The organism is Saccharomonospora amisosensis (assembly GCF_011761185.1).
GTDB classification, from domain to species: Bacteria; Actinomycetota; Actinomycetes; order Mycobacteriales; family Pseudonocardiaceae; genus Saccharomonospora_A; species Saccharomonospora_A amisosensis.
Genome location: NZ_JAAOYM010000003.1, coordinates 41,783 through 68,157, shown reverse-complemented (window position 1 = coordinate 68,157; position 26,375 = coordinate 41,783). Strand labels below are relative to the sequence as shown.

Here is a 26,375-nt window from a genome sequence, read left to right as displayed (position 1 = left end):
ATCCCCGCCGGGCCGCCGCGTCCAGCAGGTCAGCCGAAGCGTCCGGAGATGTAGTCCTCGGTGGCCTTCTGGCTGGGGGTTGAGAAGATCTTCGCGGTCTCGTCGATCTCCACCAGCTCACCGGGCTGGCCCACACCACGCAGGTTGAAGAAGCCCGTGGTGTCGCTGACCCGCGCTGCCTGCTGCATGTTGTGCGTCACGATCACGATGGTGTAGTTCGCCTTCAACTCGAGCATCAGGTCCTCGATGGCCTGTGTCGAGATCGGATCGAGGGCCGAACACGGCTCGTCCATCAACAGCACCTCCGGCTGCACCGCGATGGCCCTCGCGATGCAAAGACGCTGCTGCTGCCCGCCGGAAAGGCCAGAACCGGGCTTGCCGAGCCGGTCCTTGACCTCCTCCCACAGGTTCGCCGAGCGCAGCGATCGCTCCACCAGGTCGTCCAGTTCGGATCGCTTCATGCGCCTGCTGTTCAGCTTCATGCCCGCGGCGACGTTGTCGTATATCGACATCGTCGGGAATGGGTTGGGGCGCTGGAACACCATGCCGATCTGGCTGCGGACCCGCACCGGGTCTACCCCGGGCGCGTAGAGGTCCTGGTCGTCCATGAAGACCTTGCCCTCGACGCGGGCGTTCGGCACCAGTTCGTGCATCCGGTTGAGCGTGCGCAGGAACGTCGACTTGCCGCAGCCGGAAGGGCCGATCAGCGCGGTGACCGCCCGTGGCTGGATCGTCATCGACACGCCCTGCACGGCGAGGAACTTGTCGTAGTAGATGTCGAGATCCTTGACCTCGATGCGCTTTGCCACAGTGCTTTCCTATCCTGTGTCCCGCTCACCCGCGGGTCTTCGGTGCGAACAGCCGGGAGATGAGCCGCGCGACAAGGTTGAGCAGCATGACGATGATGATGAGCAGAAGCGCTGCCGCCCATGCCCGCTCCAGTGCCGGTTCCGGTGGGTAGCCAGGTGTCACGTACTGGTAGTACGAGAATACCGACAGGGTTGCCATGCGGCCGTCGAACGGATCGAAGTTGTCGCTGCTGGTAATGCCCACCGTGACCAACAGCGGTGCGGTCTCGCCGATGACCCTGGCGATGGCCAGCGTCACACCGGTGGCGATTCCGGCCAGCGCGGTGGGCAGCACCACTTTGAGGATCGTTCGCCACTTCGGCACCGCTAGCGCGTAGGACGCCTCCCGCAGCTCGTTGGGCACCAGCTTGAGCATCTCCTCGGTGGATCGGACCACCACGGGAACCATCAGCACGCTCAGCGCGATGGCACCCATGATGCCCATGCGTATCCCGGGGCCGAAGATCAGCGCGAACAGCGCGTACGCGAACAGACCTGCCACGATCGAGGGGATACCGGTCATCACGTCGACGAAGAACGTGATGGCCTTGGCGAGGCGGCCTCGCCCGTACTCCACCAGGTAGATCGCGGTGAGCATGCCGACGGGCACCGAGATGACGGTGGCGAGCCCGGTGATGATGAGCGTCCCCATGATGGCGTGGTAGACACCACCGCCCTCGCCGACGACGCCGCGCATCGAGTAGGTGAAGAACTCCACGTCGAAGCGGGCGATGCCCTTCGAGACCACCGTGACGATCACGGAGATCAGCGGCAGCAGCGCCAGCAGGAACGCGCACGTCACAACGGCTGTCACCAGCCGATCGACGGCCTTCCTCCGACCCTCGACGGCACGCGACCACACGTAGATCGCGACGGTGTAGGTCACGGCGGCGAGAACCGCGGTCGCCGCCACGTTCCAGTCGCCGAACAGCACGAGAGCGCCCGCCGCCAGCACCGTCGCGGCGAGCGTGCCGACGGATGCCCCTCTTGGCAACTGACCGTGGGTCAGTGGGACACCGGTCAGTGGCGCGTACAGGTCGGGTTGCCCCGGTTCGCGGGAGGTTGTCGGAGTGGGCATCAGTTGGCTCCCGAGAATTCCTTGCGCCGCTCGATCACCGCACGGGCAGCCATGTTGACCACCAGCGTGAGGGCGAACAGCACGAGCCCGGACGCGATCAGGGTGTTGACGGCGATGCCTGTCGACTCGGGGAACTGCAAAGCGATGTTGGCGGCGATGGTCGAGGGGTTACCCGTGCCGATGAGGTTGAAGGTGACGCCGCCCGACACCGACAGCACGATCGCCACCGCCATGGTCTCGCCGAGCGCTCGGCCGAGCCCCAGCATGGACGCACCGATGATGCTCGACCTGCCGAAAGGCAGCGCCGCCATCTTGATCATCTCCCAGCGGGTCGCACCGAGGGCGAGCGAGGCTTCCTCGTGCAGCCGAGGTGTCTGCCGGAACGCCTCCCTGACCACGGCGGTGATGATCGGCAGGATCATCACCGCGAGCACGAGGATCGCCACCAGCATGGTGCGGCCGGTCGCGGAAGGTGGTCCCGCGAAGAACGGGATGAAGCCGAGGTTTTCCGAAAGCCAGGTGGTCGGTTCGACCGTCAGCGGCGCGAGCTGGGTGAACCCCCACAGGCCGTAGATGATGCTGGGCACGGCGGCGAGCAGGTCGATGAGGTAGCCCAGCGCTTGGGAGATCCGGCGAGGCGCGTAGTAGGTGACGAACAGCGCGATCGCCACCGCAAGTGGCGCGGCCAGCAGTAGCGCGAACATCGCGGAGAGCAGGGTGCCGAACAGCAGCGGCCACACGTAGACCGCGACTCCCTCGCCGCCCGGGATGTCCTGCGCGGGAGCGGTCAGCGAGGGCCAGGCCTCCACGAGCAGAAACGCGGCGACCCCTGCGAGGACGATGAGGATAAGGACGCCCGCTGCGGTCGAGGCGCCCGCGAAGATGCGGTCCCCTGGCCGCTGCGGCACTTTTCGTGCCCGCGACCTCTCCGCTGTGCTGGGGAACACGTGCAATCCCTTCTTACGCGGATGTCCGGGTGGTCACCCAGCGGGGTGGCCACCCGGACAGTGTGGAACCGATGTCGATGTCAGCTACCGGAGCCGATCGCGTCCACCGCGGGCTGGATCTCCTGACGCAGCTGGTCGGAGATCGGCGCCGACCCCGCGGACTTGGCGGAGGCCTGCTGGCCCTCTTCGCTGATCATGTAGTCGAGGTAACCCTTGACCAGCTTGGCCTTGTTCGCGTCGTCGTAGTTGGTGCACGCGATCTCGTAGGACACCAGCACGATCGGGTAGGTGCCCGACTCGGTGGTGTCACGGGCGAGGTCGTAGGCGAAGCTGTACTCGCCGCGACCCTCCACCCGCTTGGAGACCTCGAGCACCTTGGCCGCCGCCTCCGGGGAGTAGCCGACGAACTCGTCGCCGACACCGACCTTGGCGGTGCTGAGGTCGCCCGCCTGGCTGGCGTCGGCGTAGCCGATGGTGCCGTTGCCGTTGGTCACGGCCTGCACGACACCAGAGGTGCCCTGCGCGGCCTCACCACCCTTGACCGGCCAGTCGCCGCTGACTTCGTGCGGCCAGTCCTGCGGCGCGGCGGCCTTGAGGTACTCGACGAAGTTCTCGGTGGTACCGGACTCGTCCGAGCGGTTCACCGGCGAGATCGCCGTGTCCGGCAGCTTCGTACCCGGGTTGTCGGCGGCAATTGCCGGGTCGTTCCACTTCGTGATCTTCTGGTTGAAGATCTTGGCGATCGTGGCGGGCTTGAGGTTCAGCTCGTCGACGCCTTCGACGTTGAAGATGACCGCGATCGGCGAGACGTAGGTCGGGATCTCGACGACCTCGCCGCACCGCTTCTTGGCAGCCGCGAGTTCCTCCTCGTCGAGGTAGGCGTCGGTGCCACCGAAGTCGGAACCCCCCGAGGCGAACTGCTCGCGACCACCGCCGGAGCCGATCGGGTCGTAGTTGACCGTCACATCAGGGTTCTTGCCGATGAAGCCCGCCTGCCAGGCCTGCTGTGCGGCGTCCTGCGAGCTCGCGCCCGCGCCCGAGATCGTGCCCGAAAGGCCCGAGCCACCGTTACCGGACTCGTTGCCCCCGCCTTCCTCGTTCGCCGAGCCACAGGCCACAAGGCCGAAGGTGAGCGCGGCCGCCGCTGGGAGGGCGAGAACGCGGCCCAGTGGGTAACGCTTCACAGTAAACCTCTTCCGAGTCTCGCGGCCGGCAGCAGCCGACCACTGGGGATGCTCACGCGGCTGGACGCTAGGGCGGCGACATGACACGGCAGGGCAGTGCTGGTGAACGAAACATGAACGCAACTTGACATTGGAAGTACGTCACAGCGACATTACGGAGTCGTGACGCAGTGTTAGCGCGCAGCTCTACCGTAGTGGTCCGGAAAATGGCCGGTTGGTGCTGCTCACGCCGGTCATGTGCGCTCATACCTCGCTCACGCCTCGGTGGCGGAGTACCCCGGCATCCGGCCAGTGACAACGAACACCATCCTCTTGGCGACCGAAACGGCGTGGTCGGCGTAGCGCTCGTAGAACCGCCCGAGCAGGGTGACGTCCACGGCCGCGGCGACCCCGTGCGGCCAGTCCTTGTCCATCAGCACGCTGAACAGGTGCCGGTGGATGTCGTCCACCTGGTCGTCATCGGTCTCGATAGCCCTGGCCGCCTCCACGTCCCTGGTGCGGATGACCTGCTCGGCGCGCCGGGCGAGGCGAACCGCGGCCTTGCCCATCTCGGCGAAGTACGGCCGCACGTTCTCCGGCAGCACCGGGTCAGGGTGACGCCTGCGGGCGGCCTTGGCAACGTGAAGTGCCAGGTCACCCATCCGCTCAAGGCTTTCCGCGGCGTGGATGGCGGCGAGCACGACCCGCAGGTCTGTCGCGACGGGGGCCTGTAGTGCCAGCAACGCGTATGCCTGCTCCTCGCAGTCCGCGCGTGCGTCGTCCACCAGGGAGTCGCTACTGATGACCCGCTCCGCCAATTCGAGATCGGACTCGAGCATGGCCTTGGTCGCTCGCTCCATGGCGTCGGCGACCTGGCCGGACATGCCCGCGAGCCGTTCGGCCAGATTCTCGAGTTCAACGTGGTAAGCCTCGCGCATGCCGGCCACTCTACGTCCGGTGCGGCACCGTGGGAGCATCGCGAAGTGAACCCAAGGTGAACCCGGGCTTATATGTGGGCTACATGGGTGCGGCCTGCGAGGTGCCGGAGGAAGGCGTCGTCTGTTCGGGACCGGACTTGCCGCGCTTCGGCTCCTCGCCGGGCATCGGCGTGTTCTCGATCAGCGCTTGGAAGAGGTCACGAGTTTCCCGCTCCAGCAATACCTCGTTGCCGCGTTCGTTGGCCTCGCCGACGGTAGGCACGGTGAGGAACTGGACGCTGCCCGCGTCGAGCCCCCGCATCGACTGAGCGAGGGTGAGCAGTTCGTCCACACCGATGTTCTCGCCGAACGTCGAGGAGGCGAACGCGTTGACGAAGTCGTTCAGCCTGCCCATGTCGAGCAGCACGTTCCGTGACAGCGTCGCCTTCAGCAGCGACGACATGAACTGCTGCTGCCGCTGCATCCGGCCGTAGTCGGAGAATGTCGGGTCGCCGTAGACCTTGCGTGCCCGAACGAAGTTCAGGGCCTGATCGCCGCGCAGCACCACGTCACCGGTCTCGGCGACGATGAGGCCGAGTTCCTGGTCGCGCATCGGCTCGTCGAGGTGCACGGTTACGCCGCCGACCGCGTCGACCATGCCCTTGAAGCCGTGGAAGTCGATGCCGACGAAGTGGTTGATCTTCATTCCGGACAGTTGCTGGATGAGCTTGGTGACACAGCGGGGGCCACCGACGGTGAATGCCGAGTTGAGCTTCACCCGCTCGGCTGCCTCGATGACCTCGCCGTACTCCCCCGTGGCTGAATCCCATCGCTCGCACGCGGGGCGGCTCACCTCGAGGTCCCTCGGGAACGAGACGACCACGGCGCGCCTGCGGTCCTTGGGGACGTGCGCGAGCATCACCGTGTCGGAGCGTGCGCCCGGGATGCCGTCGGCGTCTCCGACGTTCTCCTCGGCTGCCGCGCCCTCACGGGTGTCGGAGCCGACGATGAGAAAGTTCTCGTCGCCGAGTTGGGCGGAGGCGTTGCGGATGTCGGCCGAGTTCTCGTCGAGCGCCGCGATCTCGTTGAACTTGGAGTTGAACCAGGTCTTGGCGCCCCAGGCGACTCCGGTGGCGAGGAAGACGAGCACGGCGATGACGATGCACGTGGCCCGACCGGCCAGCGCGCGGTCAAGCCGTCCGAGCTTGGTCCGCGTCGTGACGCCAGCCTGCCGCTCGGCCTTGTTGTCTCCGTCGGCTGACTCTTCCTGCTCCAGGTCCGGCTCAGCAGCCCCTTGAGCATCCTCCTCAGCGTCGTCGGGGTCACCGTCACGCCGTGGCGTGCCGGAACCCCGCGCGGTGGAGACCACGCGCTGTAGCTTCGTCCTGGTCTGCTCGAGCCGGGCCACCAGCCGGCTGCGACGCCTGCGGCGCTCCTGTTCCTCGGCTTCCAGTTCGTCGTGCGCCGCGGAGAACCGGGCAAGCGAATCGTCGATCTTGCGCCGGTACTTGGTCGCGTCGTCGACCGGCTCGAGTTGATCGGTCATCGTGAGCCGGTCTTCGAGAGACCGTTCCGGCGGCGGCGGTGGTGCCTGCCTGGGCCGGGGAGGCGGCGGTGGCGCCGCCTGCCCTGACCGCTTCGGGGGAGGCGGCGGTGTGCTGGTCAGCCGCGCGTCGCCGTCGTCGAGCAGAGCCGCCACCTGCGCGGTCGGCGGGGCGGGCGGCGGCACGGCGGGCACAGGTGGCCGCTCGGCGCGCGCGGGCGGTCGGCGGGGCGGCTCCACTTGCGGCTGCCCTGGCCTCGGCAGCGACCTGTGCTGCTCGACGCGCGGTGGTGGCTCAACCCTCGCGAACTCCGGCCGTGACCGCTCGACGCGTGGTGGCTCCGCTCGTGGCGGCTCCGGCCGCAGCGGTTCGACACGGTGTGCTTGCAGTGCCTGTTGTGGGTGTGGTGGTGGCTCTGGTCGTGCTGGTTCCAGCCGTTGTGGTTCCGCACGTAGTTGTTCGGGTCGGGGAGCTTCGGGGCGGGGTTGCACCGAGGGGGGCGGTGGTTGCCTTCTTGGCGGCGGTGGCGTGGCCTGCGGGCGCGGGGACTGCCGGGGGAACGGTCCCGAACCCATTGGTTCTCGGCTCGGCGCCACCGGTGGAGGCGGGGGATCCTCCCTCGGCCGCGAAGGGGCCTGGCGACGGGGCCGCACCGGTGGTGCCGGAGGGGCCTCCGCCGCCTTGGGTTCAGGCGGTCTGCCCTGCTGTCTGGGCGGCGCCGGGCGCTCGGCGGCCTGGAAACGAGGCCGCTGACCGGTGTGCCTCGCTACAACTTCGGAGACACTGATACCGCCCTGCGTGTCGAGCGAGCGCCTGCGCCTTCGCTCGGCGTTCTTGCGATTGAGCTGGGCCTGTGCCCGCCACTTCGCGGCCTGGGGAGTGATGCCGGGAGCGTCGTGGTCGTCGGACACGCACTCTCCCTTCGCACTCGGGGTGGGCGCCACTCGGCGCACCACCTGCTACTTGATCGCCGCGTGGGCAGCGTTCGTTATCGTACGGATATACGCCGTTCGTGACGACATCACGGCTGTACTTTTTTACGCAGAGTTGTTCCTACACCTGTCCAGGGGCACCTGAGTGGGCGCAGCCTACCCATCATGGTGCATGGACCAATGAAACGGGCACGGAAAGTGTGGGTAACGGCACGCATTGCGACTCCTCGTCCGCGCTCGCGGACGGATGTGGGAGCTCCGGTGCATCATTGCGGCTCATGGGGACCGCTGGCCTCGAACAGGCCGAGACGTACCGGGTCGAGTTGCGCGGCTACTGCTACCGGATGCTGGGCTGCGGGTTCGAAGCCGAGGACGCGGTGCAGGAGACGATGCTGCGCGCGTGGCGGAACCGGGACGGTTTCGACAGCGACCGAGGGAGCCTCCGCAGCTGGCTCTACGCCATCGCCACCAACGTGTGCCTCGACATGCTCCGCGGTTCACAACGCCGGGCACTCGCGATGGACCTCGGCCCGGCGGCCAGGCCAGGAGCGGAGCTGGGCGAGCCGCTGCCGGAACACAGGTGGGTTCAGCCGGTTCCGGACGCCCACGTGCTCCCGGCTCACGGCGATCCCGCTGAGTTGACCGCGTTGCGGGCGAGCGTGCGGCTGGCCTTCGTGGCCGCACTGCAGTACCTGCCGCCTCGGCAGCGCGCGGCGCTCATCCTCCGAGACGTGCTGCGTTGGCACGCCGACGAGGTGTCGCGGCTGCTCGGGTGCACCGTCGCCGCGGTCAACAGCGCGCTGCAGCGGGCCCGTTCGACCCTGGCCAGCCGCGACACCGCCCGCCCTGGCGAGCCCGCAGGGACTCGGCAGCGGGAGTTGCTGGCTCGCTACCTGAAAGCATTCGAGAACTATGACGTCGCGGCACTGACGGCGCTACTGCACGAGGACGCGACGATGTCGATGCCGCCGTTCACCTGGTGGCTGCGGGGTAGAGAGCACATCCGCCAGGTGTTGCTGGCAGCCGAAGCCGACAAGCCGTGCGAGGGCGCACGGTTGCTCCCCACTGCGGCCAGCGGTGCTCCCGCCTTCGCCCAGTACCGCGACGGCGAACCGTTCGCGCTGGTGGTCGTGGACCTTGTCGACGACCTCATCGGCGCAACCACCACGTATCTGGGCGCTCGGTTGTTCGGGTTGTTCGGCTTGCCGATGAGTTTCGAAGAGCCGCCTCGTACCAGTGGTGTGCCGTTCTCGAAAGGCACATCCGATACGACAGGAGGCTGAGTATGAGTGTCGAAGCTACGGTGCGCGACCGTGCCGAGCAGCCGTACGTCGGTGTACGGGCGACGATCACGATGACCACGTTCGGGCTGGTCGCCGACCGCATCCCGGAGATCTTCGCCTGGCTCGGCGAACGCGGCATCGCGCCCGCGGGTCCGCCGTTCTTCCGCTATTACCTCATCGACGTCGAGCGGGAACTCGAGGTGGAAGCCGGTGTGCCGGTGGCGACACCGGTCGAAGGCGGCGACGGCTTGTGCGGCGGTGTGTTGCCCGCGGGCAGGTACGCGACCATGACCCATGTCGGCCACCCGGACAAACTGTCCACCAGCATCAGCGCGCTGCTGGGCTGGGCGCGGGAGCGGGGCCTGGAGTGGGACATGGAACGCGCCCCGGATGGTGAGCGTTGGGGGTGTCGCCTCGAGTGGTTCAAGACCGACCCTCGGGCTGAGCCCGATCGCGACAAGTGGGAAACCGAGCTGGCGTTTCGGCTAGCCGCCTGAGTGCATCAGGTCGGCGCCCTCGGGAACTCGGGGATCGTCGGGGTCGGCGAGCCAGCCGTGCGGCAACGTCACCTTCCCCGGCGATCCTTGCCTGCCGCGTGGGCCGAGCGCGTCGGTGGGGAACGGGGCGTCGCTGTCGAGCTGGCCGATCAGTTCGTCCAGTTCCTCGAGCGAGGACACCATGGCGAACCGCCTGCGCAACTCGGAGCCGACGGGGAAGCCCATGAAGTACCAGGCCATGTGTTTGCGCAGATCGCGCATGGCCTTGCTGTGCCCGTCGTGCTGCACGAGTAGCTCCGCGTGCCTGCGCAGCACCCGTGCCACCTCGCCGAGTGTGGGCCCTTCCGGCACCGGCCTGCCGCTGAACGCGGCCTCGAGTTCGCCGAACAGCCATGGCCTGCCCAGGCATCCCCTGCCAACGACGACGCCGTCGCAGCCGGTTTCGTTGACCATGCGCAACGCGTCGTCCGCGCTGAAGATGTCGCCGTTGCCCAGCACCGGGATGGTGTCGACGGCTTCCTTCAGCCGGGCGATGTGGGACCAGTCGGCGTTACCGGAGTATCGCTGCGCGGCTGTGCGGGCGTGCAGCGCCACGGCCGCCGCGCCTTCCGCCTCCGCGATGCGCCCGGCGTCGAGGTAGGTGTGGTGGTCGTCGTCGATGCCGACGCGGAACTTGACGGTGAAAGGCACGCCCGCCGCGTCGGCGGCCTTCACCGATGCGGCGACGATGCGGGAGAACAGCTTGCGCTTGTACGGCAGAGCCGCGCCGCCGCCCTTGCGGGTCACCTTCGCGACTGGGCAGCCGAAGTTGGCGTCGATGTGATCGGCGAGCCCCTCTCCGACGATGATCTTGACGGCCTCACTCATGGTGGCTGGATCGACGCCGTACAGCTGCATCGAGCGCGGATATTCACCCTTGTCGAAGCTCATCATGTGCATCGTGCCGGGGTGGCGTTCCACGACGGCACGGGCAGTGATCATCTCGCAGACGTAGAGACCAGCGCCGTACTCGCGGCACAGCCCGCGGAACGCGATGTTGGTGATGCCTGCCATGGGAGCCAGCACGACGGGAGGATCGACCTCGTAGGGGCCAATCTTCAGTGCGGGCTTGGTAACGGGCGCGGTCACGCAACTCATTGTCACCGATGGCGCTGACCGGCGACGAAGCCCCTGGGGTAGCGGGTGGGCATCGTCCATTTGCCCACTCGTCAGGTACGTGAGGTCACGCGCCTTCGTCAGAGGGATGCGTGCGAGCGAAACTTCGCCGTGGCACCCGGTGCGGCTGTCGAGCAGCAGGTTACGACGCCGCACCTCGACATGATCATCCCGCATGGCGACGAGGCGGCGGTGAGCAGCACCGTCGAGTTCCCCACAGGCAGCCGGTTGCACTGCTGCGACGTCTACAAGTTCAGCGGCCACGGCAAGACCGCGAAGACCAAACGAGTCACTTCCTACTGGATTGAGGGCTGACCGTGAAGGGGCGCGCTCGGTCGAGCCGGAGGTCGGTACGGATCGGCGGCGGGTGTGGTCGGTTGGCGGTGGTCAGAAGTTGACGTTGACGCAGGCCAGCCTCTCTCCGGCCTCGCCTGCCACCCCCGTCCCGGTCGAGGTGTGCCGCTCATGGATCACGACCGACCTCGGCCTCGGGTCCTGGAAGACCCAGTCCACCTCGGACACCGCGCTCGCGGAACCCTCGCTGTCGGTGGTGAAGTCCAGCCAGATCTCGTTGGCGGGGTTGGCGTAGGCGGGATCGGTCGACGGTGGATTCGGGTCCGGCACGTTCTGGTAGTGCGGGCCCGCGTCGGCCCCGGTCGGGCCGCACCGGTCGGTGTGCACGTGCGCTCCGTACGCCCGGTTCGGCACGAGACCGGAGACGGCGAGCTTGGTCACCGTTCCGGTCATCGACTGAGAGGCGGACACCACGCCCGCCTCAGCGCCTGCGGGCACGAGCGTCGGGTAGTAGGTCAGCGCCGCGGCGTCGAGGCTGTACTCCTCCTCAAAAGTGCCCTTGACGATTCTGACTTCTGCGTCGTCGGATTCCGGCGCGGCGATGGCGCCCTGCGTGCCGGTGAGCACGGCGGCCGAGGCGACGGCGGTGGTGAACAGCAGGGTTGGAAGATTTCGGGGTCGCATATGTCGTGCTAACCAGAGTCGGAGACGGTCCGCAACCGGATCACTCCGTGGAGTTATTCCAATGGCTGATACGCACGGCTGTTCGCCAGCTGAGGCCTCGTAGCCTCAACGCGTGACAACGGCACACCTTGAGGGGTCGGCGCGACCCGACCGGACATGGCTGGTGGCCGTCGCGGCCGCGCTGTGGGGCACGGATGGATTGTTGCGGCTGCCGCTGGCCGACGCCTTGCCGGCCGCGACCGTGGTGTTCGCCGAGCACCTGCTGGTCGTGGCCGTGTTGTTGCCGCTGCTGCCGAGGGCGGTACGCGCGCTGCTCGCGTGTGGGCCCGTTGAATGGGTCGCCGTGCTCGTGATCGGCGGTGGTTCCTCGGCGCTGGCTACCGCCCTGTTCACCGCTGCGTTCCAGAGCGGCGATCCGGTGACGCCGCTGGTGTTGCAGAAGCTGCAGCCGCTGTTCGCCATGCTGGCGGCTTTCTTGCTGCTCGGTGAGCGGCTGCGCGGCGGCTACCTGCTGTTCGCACTACCCGCGCTGCTCGGTGCCTGGCTGCTGGCCTTCGCCGATCCGTTCGAGGTCGAGGTCGCCGCCGCTCGGACCGCGTTGCTCGCGCTCGGTGCGGCGGCGTTGTGGGCGGCGGGCACCGTGCTCGCGAGGCTGGTGTCGGCCAGGCTGCGCCCCGCGGAGGTCACCGTGTTGCGATTCTCGATCGGCCTGCCGTTCGCCGCGATTGTGGTGGCCGTGCAGGGGAATCCGTTCGCGGTGGGTTGGGGAAACGCGGTCGGTGTCGCGCTGTTGGCGCTGGTTCCGGGGCTGCTCGCGCTGAGCCTGTACTACGTCGGCATGCGGGCGACGCCCGCGGCTCGCGCCACACTTGCCGAGCTGGCCTTCCCGGTGACGGCCGCCTTGGTGAGCGTGACGGTGTTGGGTGCGACTCTTTCGGTCACCCAATGGATCGGGCTGGTCGTGGTCGTCGCTTCCATCACGGGGTTGGGCTGGCACGAGCGAGGCAGCGAAGCCGCTGTGGTGGTCGAGCCACGAAAGGTGGGTGTGTCGCCGTGAACGACACCGACGAGCCGCGCCACAAGCGCCTAGCGCGCAACGTGAACGAACTGCTTGGCGAGTTGCGGGTGGCGCAGGCCGGTGTACAGATCCTGTTCGGCTTCCTGCTGGCGGTTGTCTTCACCGGCACCTTCCGGCAGGCCAGCGGGTTCGAGAAGGGGCTACACCTGGTCACCGTCCTGGTCACCGCCTCGGCCACCGCGTTGCTGACCGCGCCAGCCGTCTGGCACCGGCTGCTGTTCCGTGCGGGAAGGCGGACCGCCATCCTGCGGGTCGGCAACAAGGTGGTCATCGCGGGCCTGGCGTGCTTGGCCGTGGCGGTCACCCTCACCGTCGCGTTGATCGGCAAGGTGGTCTACGGCCCGGTCGCCATGATCGTGCTGGGCGGCCTCGTCGGTGTGCTGTTCGCCGTGTTGTGGTTCGTGGTGCCCCGGCTGCTTTGAGTGGGCTGCGGCGAAGCCCGCTCACGGACGTGTCCGCAGCACCCAGGTCCATACCAGTTGCCCCCGCTCCTGCCCGCGAGTCCCCCGCTCCTGCCCGCGAGTTCTGCGCTCAGGGTCGAATCGCCGGTTCACCATCAGCCTGATCGACCGAAGCCGTCAACGGTCGGAGTCCCTGCTCCACCACACGGCGCTGTCCCCGGGAAGGACGATGGCGCGGTCGTCGCCGCCGAGTTCGGACTCCGCACAGCTGGCCAGCAGCGACCTGCCCGGCCGCGGCAAGGTGACCGGAGCCGAACCGAAGTTCACGGTGCAGGCGAAGCCGGTCCCCCTCGTGAAGGCCAGCACCTCGCGGCCGTGGTCAAGCCACCGTAGTTCGGCATCGGACAGGGCGCGCCGCAGCCGCAACGCCGTGCGGTACAGCGACAGTGTCGAGCCGGGATCGCCGTCCTGGGCTTCGACCGTCAGCGCGGCCCACTCGCGCGGCTGCGGCAACCACGGCGATGTGCCGAAGCCGAACGGCGGCTCCTTCCCCGACCACGGCAGTGGGACCCGGCAGCCGTCACGACCGCGGTCGGTGTGGCCGGAACGCTCCCACACCGGGTCGGTGAGCACCTCGTCCGGCAGGTCGGTCACCTCCGGCAGCCCAAGTTCCTCCCCCTGGTACAGGTACACCGAGCCGGGTAGGGCCAAGGTGAGCAACGCCGCCGCCCGTGCCCTGCGCAGCCCGGTGGCTCCTCCGCCGTAGCGGGTGACGTGGCGCTCGACGTCGTGATTGGACAACACCCAGGTCGTGGGCGCGCCGACATCGGAAACCGCGGCGAGGGAGGTGTCGATGACCTCGCGAAACTCCCGCGCCGACCAGCCGGTGGTGATGTAGTGGAAGTTGAACGCCTGGTGCAACTCGTCGGGCCTGAGGTAGCGCGCCAGCCGGTCAGGGCTGCGTACCCACGCCTCGGCCACCCCGATTCGCTCACCCGGGTAGGAGTCGAGGACCTTGCGCCACTCCCGGTAGATCTCGTGCACGCCGTCCCTGTCGAAGTACGGCAGTTCCCCGCTGACCACCAGCCTCGCCTGGCCGGTGCAGCCCGCGTCGGGTAGTCCGTCCGCCTTCACCATGCCGTGTGCGACGTCGATCCGGAAGCCGTCGACACCGCGGTCGAGCCAGAACCGCAGGATGTCGTCGAACTCCGTACGCACGTCAGGGTGTTCCCAGTTGAGGTCCGGCTGCGCGGGGTCGAACAGGTGCAGGTACCACTGCCCGTCCGGTACCCGTGTCCAGGCCGACCCGCCGAACATCGACTCCCAGTCGTTGGGTGGCTCGTCGCCGCATCCGTCCCGGAAGATGTAGCGCTGCCTCGCCGCCGAGCCTGCCGGAGAGGCGAGCGCCTCGACGAACCACGGATGCTGTGAGGACGTGTGGTTGGGCACCACGTCGACGATGACCCGCAGCCCGCGAGCGTGCGCGTCGGCGATCAGCGCCTCGGCGTCGGAAAGGTCGCCGAACAGTGGGTCCACCGCGCGGTAGTCGGCTACGTCGTATCCGCCGTCGGCCATCGGAGAGACGTAGAACGGGGTGAGCCACACCGCGTCCACCCCTAGGCCAGCGAGGTAGTCGAGCCTGTCACGCACGCCAGGTAGGTCACCGACGCCTCCGCCGTTGCCGTCGGCGAAGCTGCGCACGTAGACCTGGTAGATCACAGCGGTCTGCCACCAGAGGTCGCTCATGGTTTCCCTTCGGCTCCCGGCCAACTAATTCCATACCAGGATGGTCCCGTACTGCTCGACGAGCAGTACGCCGCGACAGGGCACCACGTACCCGCACACGTGATCGGCAAAGGTGAGAAAACGGCCGAACCGGCGAACCAGAAATTTCACGCGAGCCTCGCAAATCACATTCCGAGGTCGATGCTGATTGACTCGCGGTGCCATACTCGAGAAGGACTTTTCGAAGACACCGGCCGGGTACGGCAGCCAAGGAGTCGGAAATGTCGGGTCGCGTGGTGGGAGAGAACCAATTCTGGATCGGGCAGGCGGTCGAAGGTCTGCCGACGCCCAGCTTGCCGAGTTCGCTCATCTTTCTCAGCGCGGTGTGGCTGGGCTTCGCTCCGTTCGCGCTTCACTACGGCTTCCCGGGCCTGGAGGCCGCGGTGGATACGAACGACGTCACACTCGCTGTCGTCGTTGGCACGCTCGCCTTGTTCAGGGTGGTGTTTCCCCGAGCGTTGCCCGCGCTGAGCCTCGTCAACGCCGCACTGGGTGGTTGGCTGGTCGTGTCGGCGTTCGTCCTCGATCACGCGGCGGCCCGCCGAGGCGACGTCGCCCTCATCAACGACGTGGTGGTGGGGCTGGTGCTGGTGACGCTTGGCATCGCCAGCGCGTGGCTGACCTACCGGCAGCGCGACCGGAGGCCTCAGTCGTCCTCGTCGGCGAGGTAGGGGTGTAGCGGCCGGGTCCCGCCGGTGCGTGGCCGAAACCATTCCTCGAATTGTGCGCCGGGGTCAACCGAGACCGTGTCCGAGTCGTACAGCAATTCGTGGTCGCGGTTTTCGAAAGCGATCTCGTCGAACAGCGCGAAAATGTGTTCCACGCGGTCCTCGTCCAGCACTCCGGCGAGATCGAGTTCAAGCTCGGCCCTTGCCTTGGCGAGTCGCAGCGCGAGAGCCTCCGCCAGGCACAGCGGCGGTTCCCAGTCCGGCCGGGTGAGGCGGAAGCCGAGGATGGCCGTGGTCACCAACAGTTGCTTCGCGAACAGTGGACCGTAGCGATCAGCGTATTGCTCGGGCAGCTCGTCCAGCACCCACAGTGCCTCCACCTCGTCCGCGGTGGCGTCTTCGTCCTCCAGTAGCTGGATGTCGCCGAACAACTCGTCGGTCAGCATCTCGATGCCGTGCATCAGCGCGCCCGCGACATAACCTGCCTCCTCGGTGGTGACGTCGCCGAGGGTGCCGAGGTCCAGCGCACGCAACTGCTCGCCCGCGCGCAGCAGCCGAGCCCGCCGGTCGCCGAGCTCCTCCTCCGGCATGTGGTCGACGTCGCCGACCAGGCCGGGCTCCGGCTCGGTGGCGGCGAGCGCGCTCGCCAGTTGATCGTCGGTCGCCGTCACCGCGCAGTGCTTCACCTCCCAGCCCGCGAGCAACTCGATCTCGTCGAGGATCTGGTCGAGCACGGTGCGGGTGGCGTCCTCGGCGAGCACGAGCGCGGGCGCGTCGAGCAACCAGTGCACGATCGCCCCTCCGAGGTGAACCTTCAGGGAGTGCTCGATCGGGGTGATCTCGGTGCCGTCCGGACCCTCGATGCTCACGAGACTGTTCAGCCTGCTGTCCAGCAACGAGACCACCCCGACCTGCTGTAACGGGTCGAGGTCCTGGCTGTCGGCGGGCGAGGTCAGTTCGGCCGTGAGTAGGTACTCCACGGTGCGCAGTCTGGCATGGTCGCGGCGCGGTCAGCTTGCCAGGCCGAGCTTGCCCAGCTCACGCCGGGAAGAGACGCCGAGCTTGGGGTAGGCCTTGTAAAGGTGGTAGCCGACGGTCCTTGGGCTGAGGAAGAGCTGGTCGCCGATGTCTCGGTTGCTGAGCCCGTCCGCGGCCAGCAAGACGATCCGCAGCTCCTGCGGGGTGAGCCGTTCGGTGCCATTCGACTCCTGCCCTGGCGTGGTCAGCCGCTCGCCTGTCGCCCGCAGTTCAGTGCGGGCACGCTGGGCCCAGGATCGAGCGCCGAGCCGTTCGAAGCCGGACAGCGCCGACCGCAGCAGGCGACGCGCTCGGGTGCGGTGGCGCGCCCTGCGCAGGTACTCGCCGTAGACCAGCTCCGTACGTGCCCGCTCGAACGGGTGGTCCTGGCTCTGCCTGTGTAGTTCGACGGCTTCCGAGAACAGGCGATCCTCGTCCTCACCGAGCAGCGCCCGGCAGCGCAGTGAGACGGCGAGTGCCCACGTCGCATCGCTGAGTTGCGCCCATTGGCTGAACAGCTTGCCGGCGTCGGCGGCCCGCTGTGGTTGCCGTGCCCGCACCGCCGCTTCCACCAGGTCGGGGAAGGTGGCCACCGCGTGCAGCGGGTCGGTTTCGTCGGCAAGGGCCGTCAGCCGGTCGAGTGCGGTGTCGTTCCTGCCGAGCCCCAGTTCGAGCAGGCCGAGGGCAGCGGCAGCTCGCTCGGCGGAAGCCTCGGCGGCGTGGGCGGTGGTGCCTGCCTCATCGCCTTCGATCGCCGACAGCCGGGCGAGTACACCGGCGAACAGCGCCGCGCTGTGCCGCTGCCCGATGTTCTCGGCGAGGCGCATACCCTCCTTCGCCGTGTCGAGGGCCTGCCGGTGCCTGCCGAGGTGGAGGTGAGCGTCGGCGAGTACGGCCAGCGCACGCGGCAGCACACCGTCCGCCGAGTCGGCGTGTATCCGACGCACCAACTCCGCCGCCTGCTCGTGGGCGGTGCCGTGATCACCGAGCAGCACGTGCCAGGCCGCGTTCCTCGTCCGCGAGCGCAGCGTCAGCGCCCGGTCGGCACAGCCTGTCCTCATCGTGGGAGCGTCGAGCAGCCAACGCAGTGCCCGGGTGGCCGCCACCAGGTCACCGCCCGCCGCGGCGGCCAGTGCCCTGACCCGGTCCGCGCCAGGCAGCCGCAACGTCTCTGCGTGGTCGGCGATCACGGCAGCCGTGACGGGCTCACCGGCGGTCCAGGCCGAGCTCACTGCCCAGAACAGCAACTCGCTCGCCAGTTCGGGTGCGGAGGTCACCACCTCATCCGCTGCGAGCCGGAGCACGCGCCGTGATTCGGCGGGCTGGTCCTGGTCGTCGGCGAGCGTGGCGTGGATCATCGCTGCCTTCGCCTTCTGTGCCGGGTCCGTGAGCTGGGCGGTCGCCTGCCGCGCCAGCTCACAGGCCCGCTGTGGCTGCCCCGCATCGGTGGCGGCGCGGGAGGCCGCGAGCAGCCTCCTGCCGCGCTCCGCCCGCCGCGGCGTCAGTGCGGCCGCCCGCTCGTAGGCGATGACCACGGCGGAGTACCCGCCCCTGGCTCTGGCGTGCTCGGCACTGCGTTCGAGTTCGGCGGCGATCTCCTCGTCGGGCCCTGTGCTCGCGGCCGCGCGGTGCCATGCCCTGCGGTCGGCGTCGTCGGGCTGGTCGAGTACCTGAGCAAGCGCGCGATGCACCGCGATGCGGTCCAGCAACAGCGCGTCGTGGTAGGCGGCCGTGCGAACCAGCGGATGCCGAAACCACAGGCACGTCTGGGTGAAGGCGAGCAGTCCGGCGTCCTCGGCCAGTCGCAGGTCGGTGATATCGGCGCCTAGCAACCGTGCCGCAGCGAGCACCCTGCCGGTGTCGCAGGTGCCGTCTGCCGCGGCTACCAGCACGATCGTTCTGGTGCGTTCGGGCAGTGAACGGATACGGTCGGCGAATGTCTTGGTGACCCGGTCGGGCGCGGGCAGTGGGGCGAGCGCGTGGGGTTCGGGTCGTCCCCGGTCCAGCAGCAGCGCCGAGGACAGTTCCAGCAGCGCCAGCGGGTTTCCCATCGCCTCGGCCACGACCTGATCGGCCAGATGTCGCGGCAGTTCGGCAGCGTGCGTGCGCAGCAGCGCTTCGGCCGCCTCGGTGCCGAGGCCGTCCAGGTGCAACTGGTCGATGTCCCGCGCGGGAAACGCTGGTGCGTCCGGCTCCCGGGCCGTGAACAGCAGCGCGACCCGCTCGGTACCGAGCCTGCGTGCGGCGAACAGCAGTGTTTCCTTCGTCGGCCAGTCCAGCCAGTGCGCGTCGTCCACCAGCGCGAGTACCGGTGATTCCTTTGACAGTTCGGCCAGCAAGGTCAACACGGCGACGCCGACGGAGAACCGGTCGCCGGTGTGTCCGTTGCCGGTGCCGAGCGCGTTGCGTAGCACCCCGGCGTGCGGGGCGGGAAGGCGTTCGATGCTTTCGCGTACCGGGCCGAGGAGCAGGTGCAGCCCGGCGAAGGGAAGCTCGGCCTCCGATTCAACGGCGCTGCCGCGCAGCAGTCGCATGCCGTCGGAGTTGGCCGCGGCGTGTTCCAGCAGCGCGGACTTTCCGATGCCCGCCTCGCCACGGATGACGAGTGCGGCGGCGCGGCCCTGGCGAGCATCGGAAACCAGCGCCTCGATCGTGGCGATCTCGTCGGCGCGGCCGACAAGCGTCCTTGTTTCGGTGAGCGGCATGCGCACAGGCTCCAACTTAAAGTTAAGTAGAAGTCAAGCCAGGAGCATCCCGGGAGGTTCACGCGGCATACGGCCGCTTCGCGCGGGCCTCCCTCAGCGCGTGCCCCCACCAGGCGAGTTGGTCGAGCATGCCCTTGGCTGCGGAACCGCACGAGGCCGCGTCCGTCGGCTCGCCGTTGTCATCGAACCGTTCCCAGAAGTTGTGGAAGCTGATGGTGTCGCGCACGGTCGCCGCGTGCAGTTCGGCGAAGACCTGGCGCAGGTGCTCCACCGCGCGCAGCCCGCCTCCCATTCCGCCGTATGAGACGAACGCGACGGGCTTCGCCTGCCATTCGTGCCGGTAGTGGTCGATGGCGGTCTTCAGCGAAGCCGGGTAGCTGTGGTTGTACTCCGGTGTCACGATCACGAAGGCGTCCGCCATCGCGAGCCGGTCGGCCAGCCTTTCCGCGTCGACTGAGCCGTCGAGTGAGTTGGGCAACTCCAGTTCGGCGAGGTCGATGACGTCCACGCTCATGCCGTCGTACGACCGGGCCCGCTGGGCGAACCAGGCGGCCGGAATTGGTCCGAACCGGTCCTTGCGGGTACTGCCGACGATGATCGCGAGCCGCAGCTGTGTGGTGGTTTCCATGGGGTCGAAACTAGGGAACGGGGCTCGCGTGCGGCATCTGTCACGTGACTGGGTCTGCTTACGTAGTGAAACCGGCATGTGTCACTCGGGTAGTGGTGTCGTGATCACCGCAATGTGCATAGCGTTGATTGCCGGAAGGGAACTCCTGTCGAAAGGGTGGTGATCACCATGGCCGGCTGCGGATGCTGCGCTTCCTGCTCCGGACCTGGCTGCGGCTGCTGCGGGAAGTGCTGAAGCAGCGTGGATTGCGCCTGACCGGTCCAGCCGAGGCCGGTCAGGCGATCGTGTTCACAGTCCGCCCCTGGCCACCAGCTGGGAGACGATGACGTTGCGCTGGATCTCGTTGGTGCCCTCGCCCACGATCATCAACGGAGCGTCCCTGAAGTAGCGCTCGACGTCGAACTCGGTGGAGTAGCCGTAGCCGCCGTGTACTCGAATCGCGTTGAGGGCGATCTCCATCGCCGTCTCCGAGCAGAACAGCTTGGCCATCCCCGCTTCGAGGTCGCTGCGCTCGCCGCTGTCGAACCGGCGTGCAGCGTGCAGCAGCAACTGCCGTGCGGCGGTGAGTTTCGTCGCCATGTCGGCGAGGTGGTTTCCCACCGACTCGTGCCGCCAGATCGGCTTGCCGAAGGCCTCCCGCTCCTGTGCGTACCGCAGTGCGTCGTCCAGTGCCGCCCTGCCGACTCCGGTCGCGCGGGCGGCGACCTGTATCCTGCCGATTTCCAGCCCCCGCATCATCTGCGCGAACCCCTCGCCCTCCACCTCGCCGAGCAGCGCGTCGGCGGGCATCCGGCAGTCCACGAAGGACAGTTCGCAGCTCTCGACACCCTTGTAGCCCAGCTTGGGTAGATCTCGCGACACCGTGAAGCCGGGCACCTTCTCCACCAGCAACACGCTGATGCCCTTGTGGGCGGGCTCGGCATCGGGGTCGGTCTTGCACAGCAGGGCCACCAGCCCCGCCCTGCGTGCGTTCGTTATCCATGTCTTGCTGCCGTTGATGACATAGCCATCGGCGTCGCGGCGGGCTACGGTGCGTATCGCTTGCAGATCCGAACCTCCGCCCGGCTCGGTGAGCGCCATCGTCGCGCGCAACTCACCCGTCGCCATCCTCGGCAGATACTTGCGCTTCTGCTCCTCGGTGCCGTAGTCGAGCAGCAGTTTGGAGACCACGGTGTGCCCGCCCATCGCCCCGGCCAAGCTCATCCAGCCCCTGGACAGCTCCTCGGTGATCATCGCGTAGCACGGGGTGGAAACCCGCACGTCACCGTAGGGCTGCGGGATGGCGAGGCCGAACACGCCCATGGCCTTCAGCTGCTCGATGAGCGTCTCGGGGTAGGCGTTGGCGTGCTCAAGTTCGCGCGCGACGGGCCGCACCTCGCGGTCGACGAAGTCGCGGACCGTGGCGACTATGGCCTGCTCATCGGCGTCCAACTCGTACACTTTCAGCCTTCCCTTTCGATCAGCCCGCGCGCCCGCTCGACCACTGGCTTGTCCACCAACTGCCCGTCGACCTGGGCGGCGGCGCCGTCGGCCGCCGCCGCGAGCACCCGCTTTGCCCAGTCGAGTTCGCTCGGTGTGGGTTTGAGCGAATCGTGCAGCGGTGTCACCTGGCTCGGGTGCACGCACAACTTTCCGGTGAAACCGAGCCTGCGAGCGTGCCGCAGGTCGGCAAGCAGGGCGTCGGTGTCGTGCAGGGCAGTGGTGACGCCGTCGATCGGCCCCGGCAGTCCCGCCGCCGCGCTTGCCACGACCAGCGCCGACCGTGCGTAGGTGAGCGCGAGGTGGTCGTCGTGCGCCACGCCCAGTTCGGCCGCGAGATCGACACTGCCGAACGCGACCCGCACGACACCCGGCGCCGTGCACACCTCGCGGGCGCGCTGGATTCCGGCCGCTGTTTCGACGAGGGGGACCACCCCGGCGGCTCCGAGCGCGGCCAGCACCTCGGCGTCCTGCGCCTTGGGCAGCATCACCGCCGCGTTGGCTTCGATCACCATGGCCAGATCGTCGGCGAACCACGGTGTGCCGTGGGCGTTGATCCGAACCAGCGTGTCGGCGTTGCCCGCCGAGAGCCACTCGGCGGCAGCCGCTCGGGCCCGCTCCTTGCTTTCCGGCGCGACCGCGTCTTCCAGGTCGACCACCACCGCGTCCGCGCCCGTGGCCACCGCCTTGGCGAACCGATCGGGGCGGTCACCCGGCACGAACAGCAGCGTTCGCGCGCTCCGCAGTAGTCGTGTCATGCCAACTCCACCCGTGCTGTCGCGTGCGTCCGCCCACCCGCGCCACTCACCACCAGTTCGGCGGCGTCCGCCTCGGGGAAGCCGTGCACCAGCACCGGCTCGCCGCAGAACACCGGCCTGCGCAGCCGGTAGTCGAGACAGCGCACCGGCCGCGGCTCGTTCCTGCGCACCAGTTCCAACATCAACAGCACCAGCAGCGGGCCATGCGCCACGAGCCCCGGGTAGCGCTCGACCCGGGTGGCGTATGGGGCGTCGTAGTGGATGCGGTGCGCGTTGGCGGTCAACGCGCTGAACCGGAACAGCAGCGTGGGATCGGTGTCCACCGGCAGTCGCCACGGGTCCGACGGATCCGGCGGCGGACCGCTCGCGGGTTCGAACACCCTGCGCGAGTCCTCGCCGCTGCGATACACGTAGTCGACCTCGTCGATCACGCGAGTCTCGCCGCGCTGCCGCAGCTCGGTGTGCACCGTGACGAACACCATCTCGCCTGTGCTGCCCTGCTTCACGACGGCGCGATCCAATGTGGATATTCGCTCGGTTTCGAGGCCCACCAGCAGCGGGGCGCTCACTCGCGACCTGCCACCGGCGAACATCCTTCGCCGGTCTGGGATGGGAGGAAGGAAGTGGCCTGCCCTCGGGTGGCCGTCCGCGCCCAGTTCCTGCTGCGGCGGCCATTCGAGGAAGTGCAACCAGTGCCACAGCGGTGGCAGCGGTTCGCCCTCCCGCGCGGCGAGGGGCTGGTCGAGCACCGCGGAAAGCGCGGCCACCGGAGCCTGCGCGATGACGTCGTGCTCAGTGATCGGTTCCGGCTGCCAGCCATCGAGCTGAGTTCGCAGTGACATCTGTTCCCTACCATCCATCGTGCCCACCCACGACGCCTCGGCCGCGCAGGTCCGCGGAACCCCTCCGGGGTCAGCCCCAACACCTCGATGAGCACATCGGCGATGTGTTCACCGAGTCGCGGAGCGGGCACCGCGGGCTTTTGCCTGCCATCGAACACGATCAGCATGCCCGGCGCGAGGTAGGTGCCGATGCGAGCAGCATGACGCGAGCGCCGTCGCGGGTGGTGAGTCCCGGCCGAAGTCGCCGTACACGTCAGTGCCTATGCGCTGCCTGGGTTGCTCCGACAGTTGTGCCTCCGCCAGGTACCCGAGGTCGCCCGCGGTGGCGAGTGCGACGTCGTGCAGCGAGACGGTGAGCCGTGTTCCCTCACCCGTGCGTGACCGCCTGCGCTCGGCGGCGAGCGGACCCACCGCGAGATGGAGCCCGTGGCGATATCCCATGCGGGCAGCAGGTGGTTGCCGGACCTGAGTACCCGGAGGCCGTCACCGAGGGGAGCCAGCGGGTGCGTTGTCGATGCCGGAGCCGGATCTGGGGTCGGATGTGGCGGTGCGGGCGTTTGAGTTGGCGGTGGAGTATGCGCAGCAGCGGCGGACGCTGTCGACGTCCACATCGTCCACCGGCTGGCCGGTTCGGCGTTCTTCCTCGGCTGGCAAACCCGGCGGCGATCCCGCGCAGCGCTGGACCGAGCCTGCTGCCGTGGGCCGCGCCGTCGCTCCCTAACCACGTCACCCGCATCCCTCCCGGGTGGGTCAGCGTGAGCGCGTCGACCGCATGTGGAACCTCCAGCAGCACCTCACCGCGCGGGTAAGCGGGCAGGCATTCGAGGATGCTGGCGATGGCCGGTGTGGCGGTCTCTTCGCCTACCAGCAGTATTCGCCGGGCACCGTTGTGCGGCCGGAAATCGAGACCGCCAGGTGTCCCGCCGTACGCGGCATCCGGCCCGACGATCGACCTGGCGCTGGCGTGGCGTGGCGGCTTGGCCGGTCGGCGGTTCGTGCTCTGCGGGATCGCCCTGTCGTTCGCTTGCACGAGTGTCTCCTCGTGGCGAGGTGTGGAACCAGCAGGCCGGCGAACGCGATCGGCCCAACCAGCGCGGTCGCGCCACTGGCCAGCAACACCGCCGCGGTCAGCACCCGCAGCCGGCCGTGGTTGATGTTCTGCCTCAGCCCCTTGGCGAGTTCCTCGCCCAGCGCCACGCGTCCAGGAACCGGGCACTGGCCGCCGCGAGCACCACGCCCACCGCGGCGACCGGGAGTACCAGCAGGACCAGATCCGTGGGACGGTTCACCGGAGCCCCCACCGACCAGCAGCGGTACTCGGCGAAGCGGGCTGGTCGGTGAGCAACATCAGGGTGATCGCCGAGGTCGCGGTCGCCGTCACGGCGGCCCCCAGGAGAATCAGCGTGACTGGAGTCGGGCCTTCGGGCCCCAGCGTTGCGGCAGCGTAGACGAGGGCGGCGGCGGTCGCCCCACCGACGAAGGCGAACCACACGAACCCGGCGGGGTCGGTGACGCCGAACAAGGCGATCGCCGAAACCACCGCGAGCGAGGCGCCCGCGTTGATGCCGAGTAGCCCGGGGTCCGCGATCGGGTTCCTGGTCAGTCCCTGTAGCAGCGCGCCTGCCACACCCAACGCGACCCCGGCGAGCAGGCCGATCAGGGTCCTTGGCATGCGCTGGTTCCAGATGACCCCGTGGTCGGCGTTCGAGTGGTCGTGGCCGAGCAGCGCTTCCCACACGGCTGCGAGCGGGATATCCCGTACCCCCACAGCAGGCTCGCGCAGACCGCCACGGCAAGCGCGCCGATGATGAGCGGCCAGGTGGACCGGGTGCGCGCAGCGTCGGGGGAACGAGCGTCGGACGCACGGGTCCGGGCCACGGCACTCACCTACTGGCTCGTCGGATAGGTGAGCCTTACCGTAGTTACAAGCCGTGCGGGTGCTCCACCTCGACCCGGCTGTCGGTGCCCGGGCGGCGGGCAACGGCGCGCAAACTCGGTTGCCCGGCCGGTAGGTGCCCGTCATGCTGCTGACATGGCACACGGCACCGTCAAGTTCTTCAACCCCGAGGAGGGCTGGGGAGCGATCGCCTCGCCCGACCTGCCTGCCGGGTTCGACGCCTGGGTTCACTACAGCGCGATCGAGCTGGACGGATTCCGGAATCTGGAAGCAGGCGAAGCGGTCGAGTTCCGCTACGAAGAAGCCCAGCAGGATGGCTTCTGCTTCCGTGCGACCAGCGTCCGCAAAGCTTGACGACCCGTGATCGAAGTCGCCAGGTGTGGGCAGAGGCGCTTCGCGGACGGGTCCCGCCGGCGGCCAGGTCGCGGTCGGCGGGGCCGCACCGGGGTGGGGCGTCAGGCGCTGGATCGCCTCGACCGGACTGCTGGAGCGTGATCCACTCCGTGGTTGCCCGCCGGAGACCCGAGCGGTCTCGGCCCGCCGGGCCGCCGCTATACTTCGGCTGGTCCGGGCCGTTAGCTCAATTGGCAGAGCTGTGGACTTTTAATCCCCGGGTTTGCGGTGTCATCGAGTGTCACATAATGCCGCCAAGGGTTGATCTGTGCAGGTCGGGCGGCATTTTTCGCGAGCGTTAGTGTCGGGCAGTGTCGCGGCGTATCGGGTGCTCCGTGAGCAACGGAGCCCAATCGGAGACCAGCATCGGGCCTGCGTGCGCCCGCTGTAGGCCACCGCAGGCAGGTTGAGGGGGCGTCCTGCGGTACCACTATCACGCTTGTTATGAAGCAGTTTTGCCTCGTATTTTCGGCGCATATCCCCGGGTTGACGATTATATGATCAACTGTGTCGACTATTAAGAGCGTGTCTCACTTGGATGTGGGCTGAGGTGCGGGCATGATCATGGCCTGTGACGGACGAGTTGTCGCGGCGGCTGGTGCCCGACGAGTTGTGGGTGCTGGTCGAGCCGTTGATCCCGCCGGGAAAGACGCGCCCGCAGGGTGGCGGCATGCCGCGAGTGGACGATCGCGCGGTGTTCACCGCGATCGTGTTCGTGCTGACCAGTGGCTGCGCCTGGCGGCATCTGCCGCCGAGCTTCGGGGTCACCGTGCCGACGGCACATCGCCGGTTCACCGAATGGACCGAGGCGGGACTGTGGCGGCAGTTACACCAGGCGGTGCTCGACGAACTGGGTGGCCAAGGCATGATCGACTGGTCCCGAGCGGTCCTGGACGGAGCATCCGTCAGGGCCAAAAGGGGGGCGGTCTGACCGGCCCCAGCCCGGTCGATCGCGGCAAGCCCGGCTCGAAGATCCACGTGCTGTCCGACCGGGACGGCCTGCCCCTGACGGTCGGGATCTCCGCGGCCAACACCCATGACAGCCACGCACTCAAACCTCTGGTCAACGCGCTTCGGGCGACCCGGTCCCACCGTGGACCCCGGCGCCGGAAGCCGGTCAAGCTGCACGCCGACAAGGCTTACGACATCCCAGCACTACGCCACTGGCTGCGCCGGCGCGGGATCATTCCCCGCATCGCACGCAAGGGCATCGAATCCGCAGAGAAGCTCGGCAAACACCGGTGGGTCATCGAACGGTCCATCGCCTGGCTGACCGGCTACCGGCGCCTGACCACCCGCTACGAACGCAAACCCAACCACTACCTCGCCTTCCTCACCCTCGCCGCCACTATCACCTGCTACAAGAAACTCCCCAAATGAGA

At 68.2% G+C, this 26,375-nt stretch carries 28 protein-coding genes and 1 pseudogene; 9 read left to right on the top strand and 20 right to left on the bottom strand.

Annotated features, from left to right (window positions below; translation table 11 throughout):
- Positions 1 to 29: 29 nt before the first annotated feature.
- The 6 genes from pstB to FHU38_RS25750 all read right to left on the bottom strand — a co-directional run bounded on the left by pstB (position 30) and on the right by FHU38_RS25750 (position 6,736).
- Positions 30 to 809: a phosphate ABC transporter ATP-binding protein PstB gene (pstB, locus tag FHU38_RS25775; RefSeq protein ID WP_167177323.1), complete on the bottom strand. Its 780-nt coding sequence runs from the start codon at positions 807 to 809 to the stop codon at positions 30 to 32.
- Positions 810 to 834: 25 nt separating this feature from the next.
- Positions 835 to 1,926 (bottom strand): phosphate ABC transporter permease PstA, encoded by a 1,092-nt coding sequence (gene pstA / locus FHU38_RS25770; protein ID WP_167177322.1) that lies wholly within the window; start codon positions 1,924 to 1,926, stop codon positions 835 to 837.
- Positions 1,926 to 2,873: a phosphate ABC transporter permease subunit PstC gene (pstC, locus tag FHU38_RS25765; protein WP_167177319.1), complete on the bottom strand. Its 948-nt coding sequence runs from the start codon at positions 2,871 to 2,873 to the stop codon at positions 1,926 to 1,928. The genes pstA and pstC overlap by 1 nt, the downstream gene beginning before the upstream one ends.
- 80 nt (positions 2,874 to 2,953) lie before the next feature.
- Positions 2,954 to 4,057, bottom strand: a complete 1,104-nt coding sequence (gene pstS, locus FHU38_RS25760; RefSeq protein ID WP_167177317.1) for a phosphate ABC transporter substrate-binding protein PstS — start codon at positions 4,055 to 4,057, stop codon at positions 2,954 to 2,956.
- Between the two features lie 254 nt (positions 4,058 to 4,311).
- The gene (phoU, locus tag FHU38_RS25755) at positions 4,312 to 4,974 is read right to left on the bottom strand and encodes a phosphate signaling complex protein PhoU (RefSeq protein WP_167177315.1); all 663 of its coding nucleotides are present in this window, start codon (positions 4,972 to 4,974) and stop codon (positions 4,312 to 4,314) included.
- Between the two features lie 79 nt (positions 4,975 to 5,053).
- On the bottom strand, positions 5,054 to 6,736 hold the full coding sequence (locus FHU38_RS25750; RefSeq protein ID WP_390623345.1) for an LCP family protein: 1,683 nt from the start codon (positions 6,734 to 6,736) through the stop codon (positions 5,054 to 5,056).
- Positions 6,737 to 7,707: 971 nt separating this feature from the next.
- Here FHU38_RS25750 and FHU38_RS25745 point away from each other — a divergent pair.
- Entirely contained in the window at positions 7,708 to 8,712 is a 1,005-nt protein-coding gene (locus FHU38_RS25745) for a sigma-70 family RNA polymerase sigma factor (protein WP_167177313.1), read from the top strand.
- A 2-nt stretch (positions 8,713 to 8,714) separates the two neighbouring features.
- Positions 8,715 to 9,209: a GyrI-like domain-containing protein gene (locus FHU38_RS25740; protein WP_167177311.1), complete on the top strand. Its 495-nt coding sequence runs from the start codon at positions 8,715 to 8,717 to the stop codon at positions 9,207 to 9,209.
- Here the strand turns inward: FHU38_RS25740 and dusB are convergent.
- On the bottom strand, positions 9,198 to 10,346 hold the full coding sequence (gene dusB, locus FHU38_RS25735; protein ID WP_167177309.1) for a tRNA dihydrouridine synthase DusB: 1,149 nt from the start codon (positions 10,344 to 10,346) through the stop codon (positions 9,198 to 9,200). The two genes, FHU38_RS25740 and dusB, sit on opposite strands and share 12 nt — an antisense overlap.
- A gap of 129 nt (positions 10,347 to 10,475) precedes the next feature.
- Between dusB and FHU38_RS25730 the strand changes: the two genes are divergently transcribed.
- The gene (locus FHU38_RS25730) at positions 10,476 to 10,679 is read left to right on the top strand and encodes a hypothetical protein (RefSeq protein ID WP_167177308.1); all 204 of its coding nucleotides are present in this window, start codon (positions 10,476 to 10,478) and stop codon (positions 10,677 to 10,679) included.
- A gap of 72 nt (positions 10,680 to 10,751) precedes the next feature.
- Here FHU38_RS25730 and FHU38_RS25725 read toward each other — a convergent pair whose 3' ends face one another.
- Positions 10,752 to 11,342, bottom strand: coding sequence for a superoxide dismutase family protein (locus FHU38_RS25725; protein WP_167177306.1), 591 nt, complete (start codon positions 11,340 to 11,342; stop codon positions 10,752 to 10,754).
- Positions 11,343 to 11,505: 163 nt separating this feature from the next.
- Between FHU38_RS25725 and FHU38_RS25720 the strand changes: the two genes are divergently transcribed.
- Positions 11,506 to 12,399, top strand: a complete 894-nt coding sequence (locus FHU38_RS25720) for a DMT family transporter (RefSeq protein WP_167177710.1) — start codon at positions 11,506 to 11,508, stop codon at positions 12,397 to 12,399.
- Entirely contained in the window at positions 12,396 to 12,842 is a 447-nt protein-coding gene (locus FHU38_RS25715) for a DUF6328 family protein (protein ID WP_167177304.1), read from the top strand. Before FHU38_RS25720 ends, FHU38_RS25715 begins: the two co-directional genes overlap by 4 nt.
- 156 nt (positions 12,843 to 12,998) lie before the next feature.
- On the opposite strand, the gene FHU38_RS25710 is transcribed toward FHU38_RS25715, so the two are convergent.
- Entirely contained in the window at positions 12,999 to 14,567 is a 1,569-nt protein-coding gene (locus tag FHU38_RS25710) for a glycoside hydrolase family 13 protein (protein ID WP_167177302.1), read from the bottom strand.
- A gap of 260 nt (positions 14,568 to 14,827) precedes the next feature.
- Between FHU38_RS25710 and FHU38_RS25705 the strand changes: the two genes are divergently transcribed.
- Positions 14,828 to 15,277 carry an SPW repeat domain-containing protein gene (locus FHU38_RS25705; protein WP_167177300.1) on the top strand — a complete coding sequence of 150 codons (450 nt, stop codon included), beginning with the start codon at positions 14,828 to 14,830 and terminating at the stop codon, positions 15,275 to 15,277.
- On the opposite strand, the gene FHU38_RS25700 is transcribed toward FHU38_RS25705, so the two are convergent.
- From FHU38_RS25700 to FHU38_RS25670, 7 genes are all read right to left on the bottom strand, one after another.
- Positions 15,253 to 16,254, bottom strand: coding sequence for a hypothetical protein (locus tag FHU38_RS25700; protein WP_167177298.1), 1,002 nt, complete (start codon positions 16,252 to 16,254; stop codon positions 15,253 to 15,255). The genes FHU38_RS25705 and FHU38_RS25700 overlap by 25 nt on opposite strands.
- Before the next feature lie 30 nt (positions 16,255 to 16,284).
- Complete coding sequence (locus tag FHU38_RS25695) at positions 16,285 to 18,996, bottom strand: helix-turn-helix transcriptional regulator (protein WP_167177296.1); 2,712 nt, start codon at positions 18,994 to 18,996, stop codon at positions 16,285 to 16,287.
- A gap of 58 nt (positions 18,997 to 19,054) precedes the next feature.
- Positions 19,055 to 19,624, bottom strand: a complete 570-nt coding sequence (locus FHU38_RS25690; protein WP_167177294.1) for an NADPH-dependent FMN reductase — start codon at positions 19,622 to 19,624, stop codon at positions 19,055 to 19,057.
- 288 nt (positions 19,625 to 19,912) lie between these two features.
- A complete protein-coding gene (locus FHU38_RS25685) occupies positions 19,913 to 21,064 on the bottom strand; it encodes an acyl-CoA dehydrogenase family protein (protein WP_167177292.1) in 1,152 nt (383 codons plus the stop codon).
- Positions 21,065 to 21,066: 2 nt separating this feature from the next.
- Positions 21,067 to 21,861: an HpcH/HpaI aldolase/citrate lyase family protein gene (locus FHU38_RS25680; RefSeq protein ID WP_167177290.1), complete on the bottom strand. Its 795-nt coding sequence runs from the start codon at positions 21,859 to 21,861 to the stop codon at positions 21,067 to 21,069.
- Positions 21,858 to 22,703 carry a hypothetical protein gene (locus FHU38_RS25675; protein WP_167177288.1) on the bottom strand — a complete coding sequence of 282 codons (846 nt, stop codon included), beginning with the start codon at positions 22,701 to 22,703 and terminating at the stop codon, positions 21,858 to 21,860. Before FHU38_RS25675 ends, FHU38_RS25680 begins: the two co-directional genes overlap by 4 nt.
- Positions 22,704 to 22,811: 108 nt before the next feature.
- The gene (locus FHU38_RS25670; RefSeq protein WP_208417120.1) at positions 22,812 to 23,144 is read right to left on the bottom strand and encodes a hypothetical protein; all 333 of its coding nucleotides are present in this window, start codon (positions 23,142 to 23,144) and stop codon (positions 22,812 to 22,814) included.
- A 73-nt stretch (positions 23,145 to 23,217) separates the two neighbouring features.
- On the opposite strand from FHU38_RS25670, the gene FHU38_RS25665 reads away from it, so the two are divergent.
- On the top strand, positions 23,218 to 23,424 hold the full coding sequence (locus tag FHU38_RS25665) for a hypothetical protein (RefSeq protein WP_167177254.1): 207 nt from the start codon (positions 23,218 to 23,220) through the stop codon (positions 23,422 to 23,424).
- On the opposite strand, the pseudogene FHU38_RS28215 reads toward FHU38_RS25665, so the two are convergent.
- From FHU38_RS28215 to FHU38_RS27850, 4 genes and pseudogenes are all read right to left on the bottom strand, one after another.
- Positions 23,425 to 23,532 (bottom strand): annotated as a pseudogene (locus FHU38_RS28215) (siderophore-interacting protein); the annotation flags it as partial.
- Between the two features lie 32 nt (positions 23,533 to 23,564).
- A complete protein-coding gene (locus tag FHU38_RS28210; RefSeq protein WP_208417056.1) occupies positions 23,565 to 23,900 on the bottom strand; it encodes an iron chelate uptake ABC transporter family permease subunit in 336 nt (111 codons plus the stop codon).
- Positions 23,867 to 23,992: a hypothetical protein gene (locus FHU38_RS27855; protein WP_279590298.1), complete on the bottom strand. Its 126-nt coding sequence runs from the start codon at positions 23,990 to 23,992 to the stop codon at positions 23,867 to 23,869. The genes FHU38_RS28210 and FHU38_RS27855 overlap by 34 nt, the downstream gene beginning before the upstream one ends.
- A complete protein-coding gene (locus FHU38_RS27850; RefSeq protein WP_208417055.1) occupies positions 23,989 to 24,471 on the bottom strand; it encodes a FecCD family ABC transporter permease in 483 nt (160 codons plus the stop codon). The genes FHU38_RS27855 and FHU38_RS27850 overlap by 4 nt, the downstream gene beginning before the upstream one ends.
- 264 nt (positions 24,472 to 24,735) lie before the next feature.
- On the opposite strand from FHU38_RS27850, the gene FHU38_RS25655 reads away from it, so the two are divergent.
- Positions 24,736 to 24,954 carry a cold-shock protein gene (locus FHU38_RS25655; RefSeq protein WP_167177285.1) on the top strand — a complete coding sequence of 73 codons (219 nt, stop codon included), beginning with the start codon at positions 24,736 to 24,738 and terminating at the stop codon, positions 24,952 to 24,954.
- A 622-nt stretch (positions 24,955 to 25,576) separates the two neighbouring features.
- Positions 25,577 to 26,373, top strand: a protein-coding gene (locus FHU38_RS25650) for an IS5 family transposase (protein ID WP_167175274.1) whose coding sequence is annotated in 2 segments (ribosomal slippage) — positions 25,577 to 25,907 and positions 25,907 to 26,373 — 798 coding nt in all. Because the reading frame shifts where the segments join, the coding sequence is not laid out codon by codon here.
- The last annotated feature ends 2 nt before the right edge of the window (positions 26,374 to 26,375 follow it).

Bases quoted from the DNA above. Each gene is read 5' to 3' on its own strand.
- pstA (WP_167177322.1), bottom strand. From the start codon at position 1,926: ATGCCCACTCCGACAACCTCCCGCGAACCGGGGCAACCCGACCTGTAC.
- phoU (WP_167177315.1), bottom strand. From the start codon at position 4,974: ATGCGCGAGGCTTACCACGTTGAACTCGAGAATCTGGCCGAACGGCTC.
- FHU38_RS25745 (WP_167177313.1), top strand. From the start codon at position 7,708: ATGGGGACCGCTGGCCTCGAACAGGCCGAGACGTACCGGGTCGAGTTG.
- FHU38_RS25740 (WP_167177311.1), top strand. From the start codon at position 8,715: ATGAGTGTCGAAGCTACGGTGCGCGACCGTGCCGAGCAGCCGTACGTC.
- dusB (WP_167177309.1), bottom strand. From the start codon at position 10,346: ATGAGTTGCGTGACCGCGCCCGTTACCAAGCCCGCACTGAAGATTGGC.
- FHU38_RS25725 (WP_167177306.1), bottom strand. From the start codon at position 11,342: ATGCGACCCCGAAATCTTCCAACCCTGCTGTTCACCACCGCCGTCGCC.
- FHU38_RS25710 (WP_167177302.1), bottom strand. From the start codon at position 14,567: ATGAGCGACCTCTGGTGGCAGACCGCTGTGATCTACCAGGTCTACGTG.
- FHU38_RS25705 (WP_167177300.1), top strand. From the start codon at position 14,828: ATGTCGGGTCGCGTGGTGGGAGAGAACCAATTCTGGATCGGGCAGGCG.
- FHU38_RS25695 (WP_167177296.1), bottom strand. From the start codon at position 18,996: ATGCCGCTCACCGAAACAAGGACGCTTGTCGGCCGCGCCGACGAGATC.
- FHU38_RS25690 (WP_167177294.1), bottom strand. From the start codon at position 19,624: ATGGAAACCACCACACAGCTGCGGCTCGCGATCATCGTCGGCAGTACC.
- FHU38_RS25680 (WP_167177290.1), bottom strand. From the start codon at position 21,861: ATGACACGACTACTGCGGAGCGCGCGAACGCTGCTGTTCGTGCCGGGT.
- FHU38_RS25675 (WP_167177288.1), bottom strand. From the start codon at position 22,703: ATGTCACTGCGAACTCAGCTCGATGGCTGGCAGCCGGAACCGATCACT.
- FHU38_RS25670 (WP_208417120.1), bottom strand. From the start codon at position 23,144: ATGGGATATCGCCACGGGCTCCATCTCGCGGTGGGTCCGCTCGCCGCC.
- FHU38_RS25665 (WP_167177254.1), top strand. From the start codon at position 23,218: ATGCCGGAGCCGGATCTGGGGTCGGATGTGGCGGTGCGGGCGTTTGAG.
- FHU38_RS25655 (WP_167177285.1), top strand. From the start codon at position 24,736: ATGGCACACGGCACCGTCAAGTTCTTCAACCCCGAGGAGGGCTGGGGA.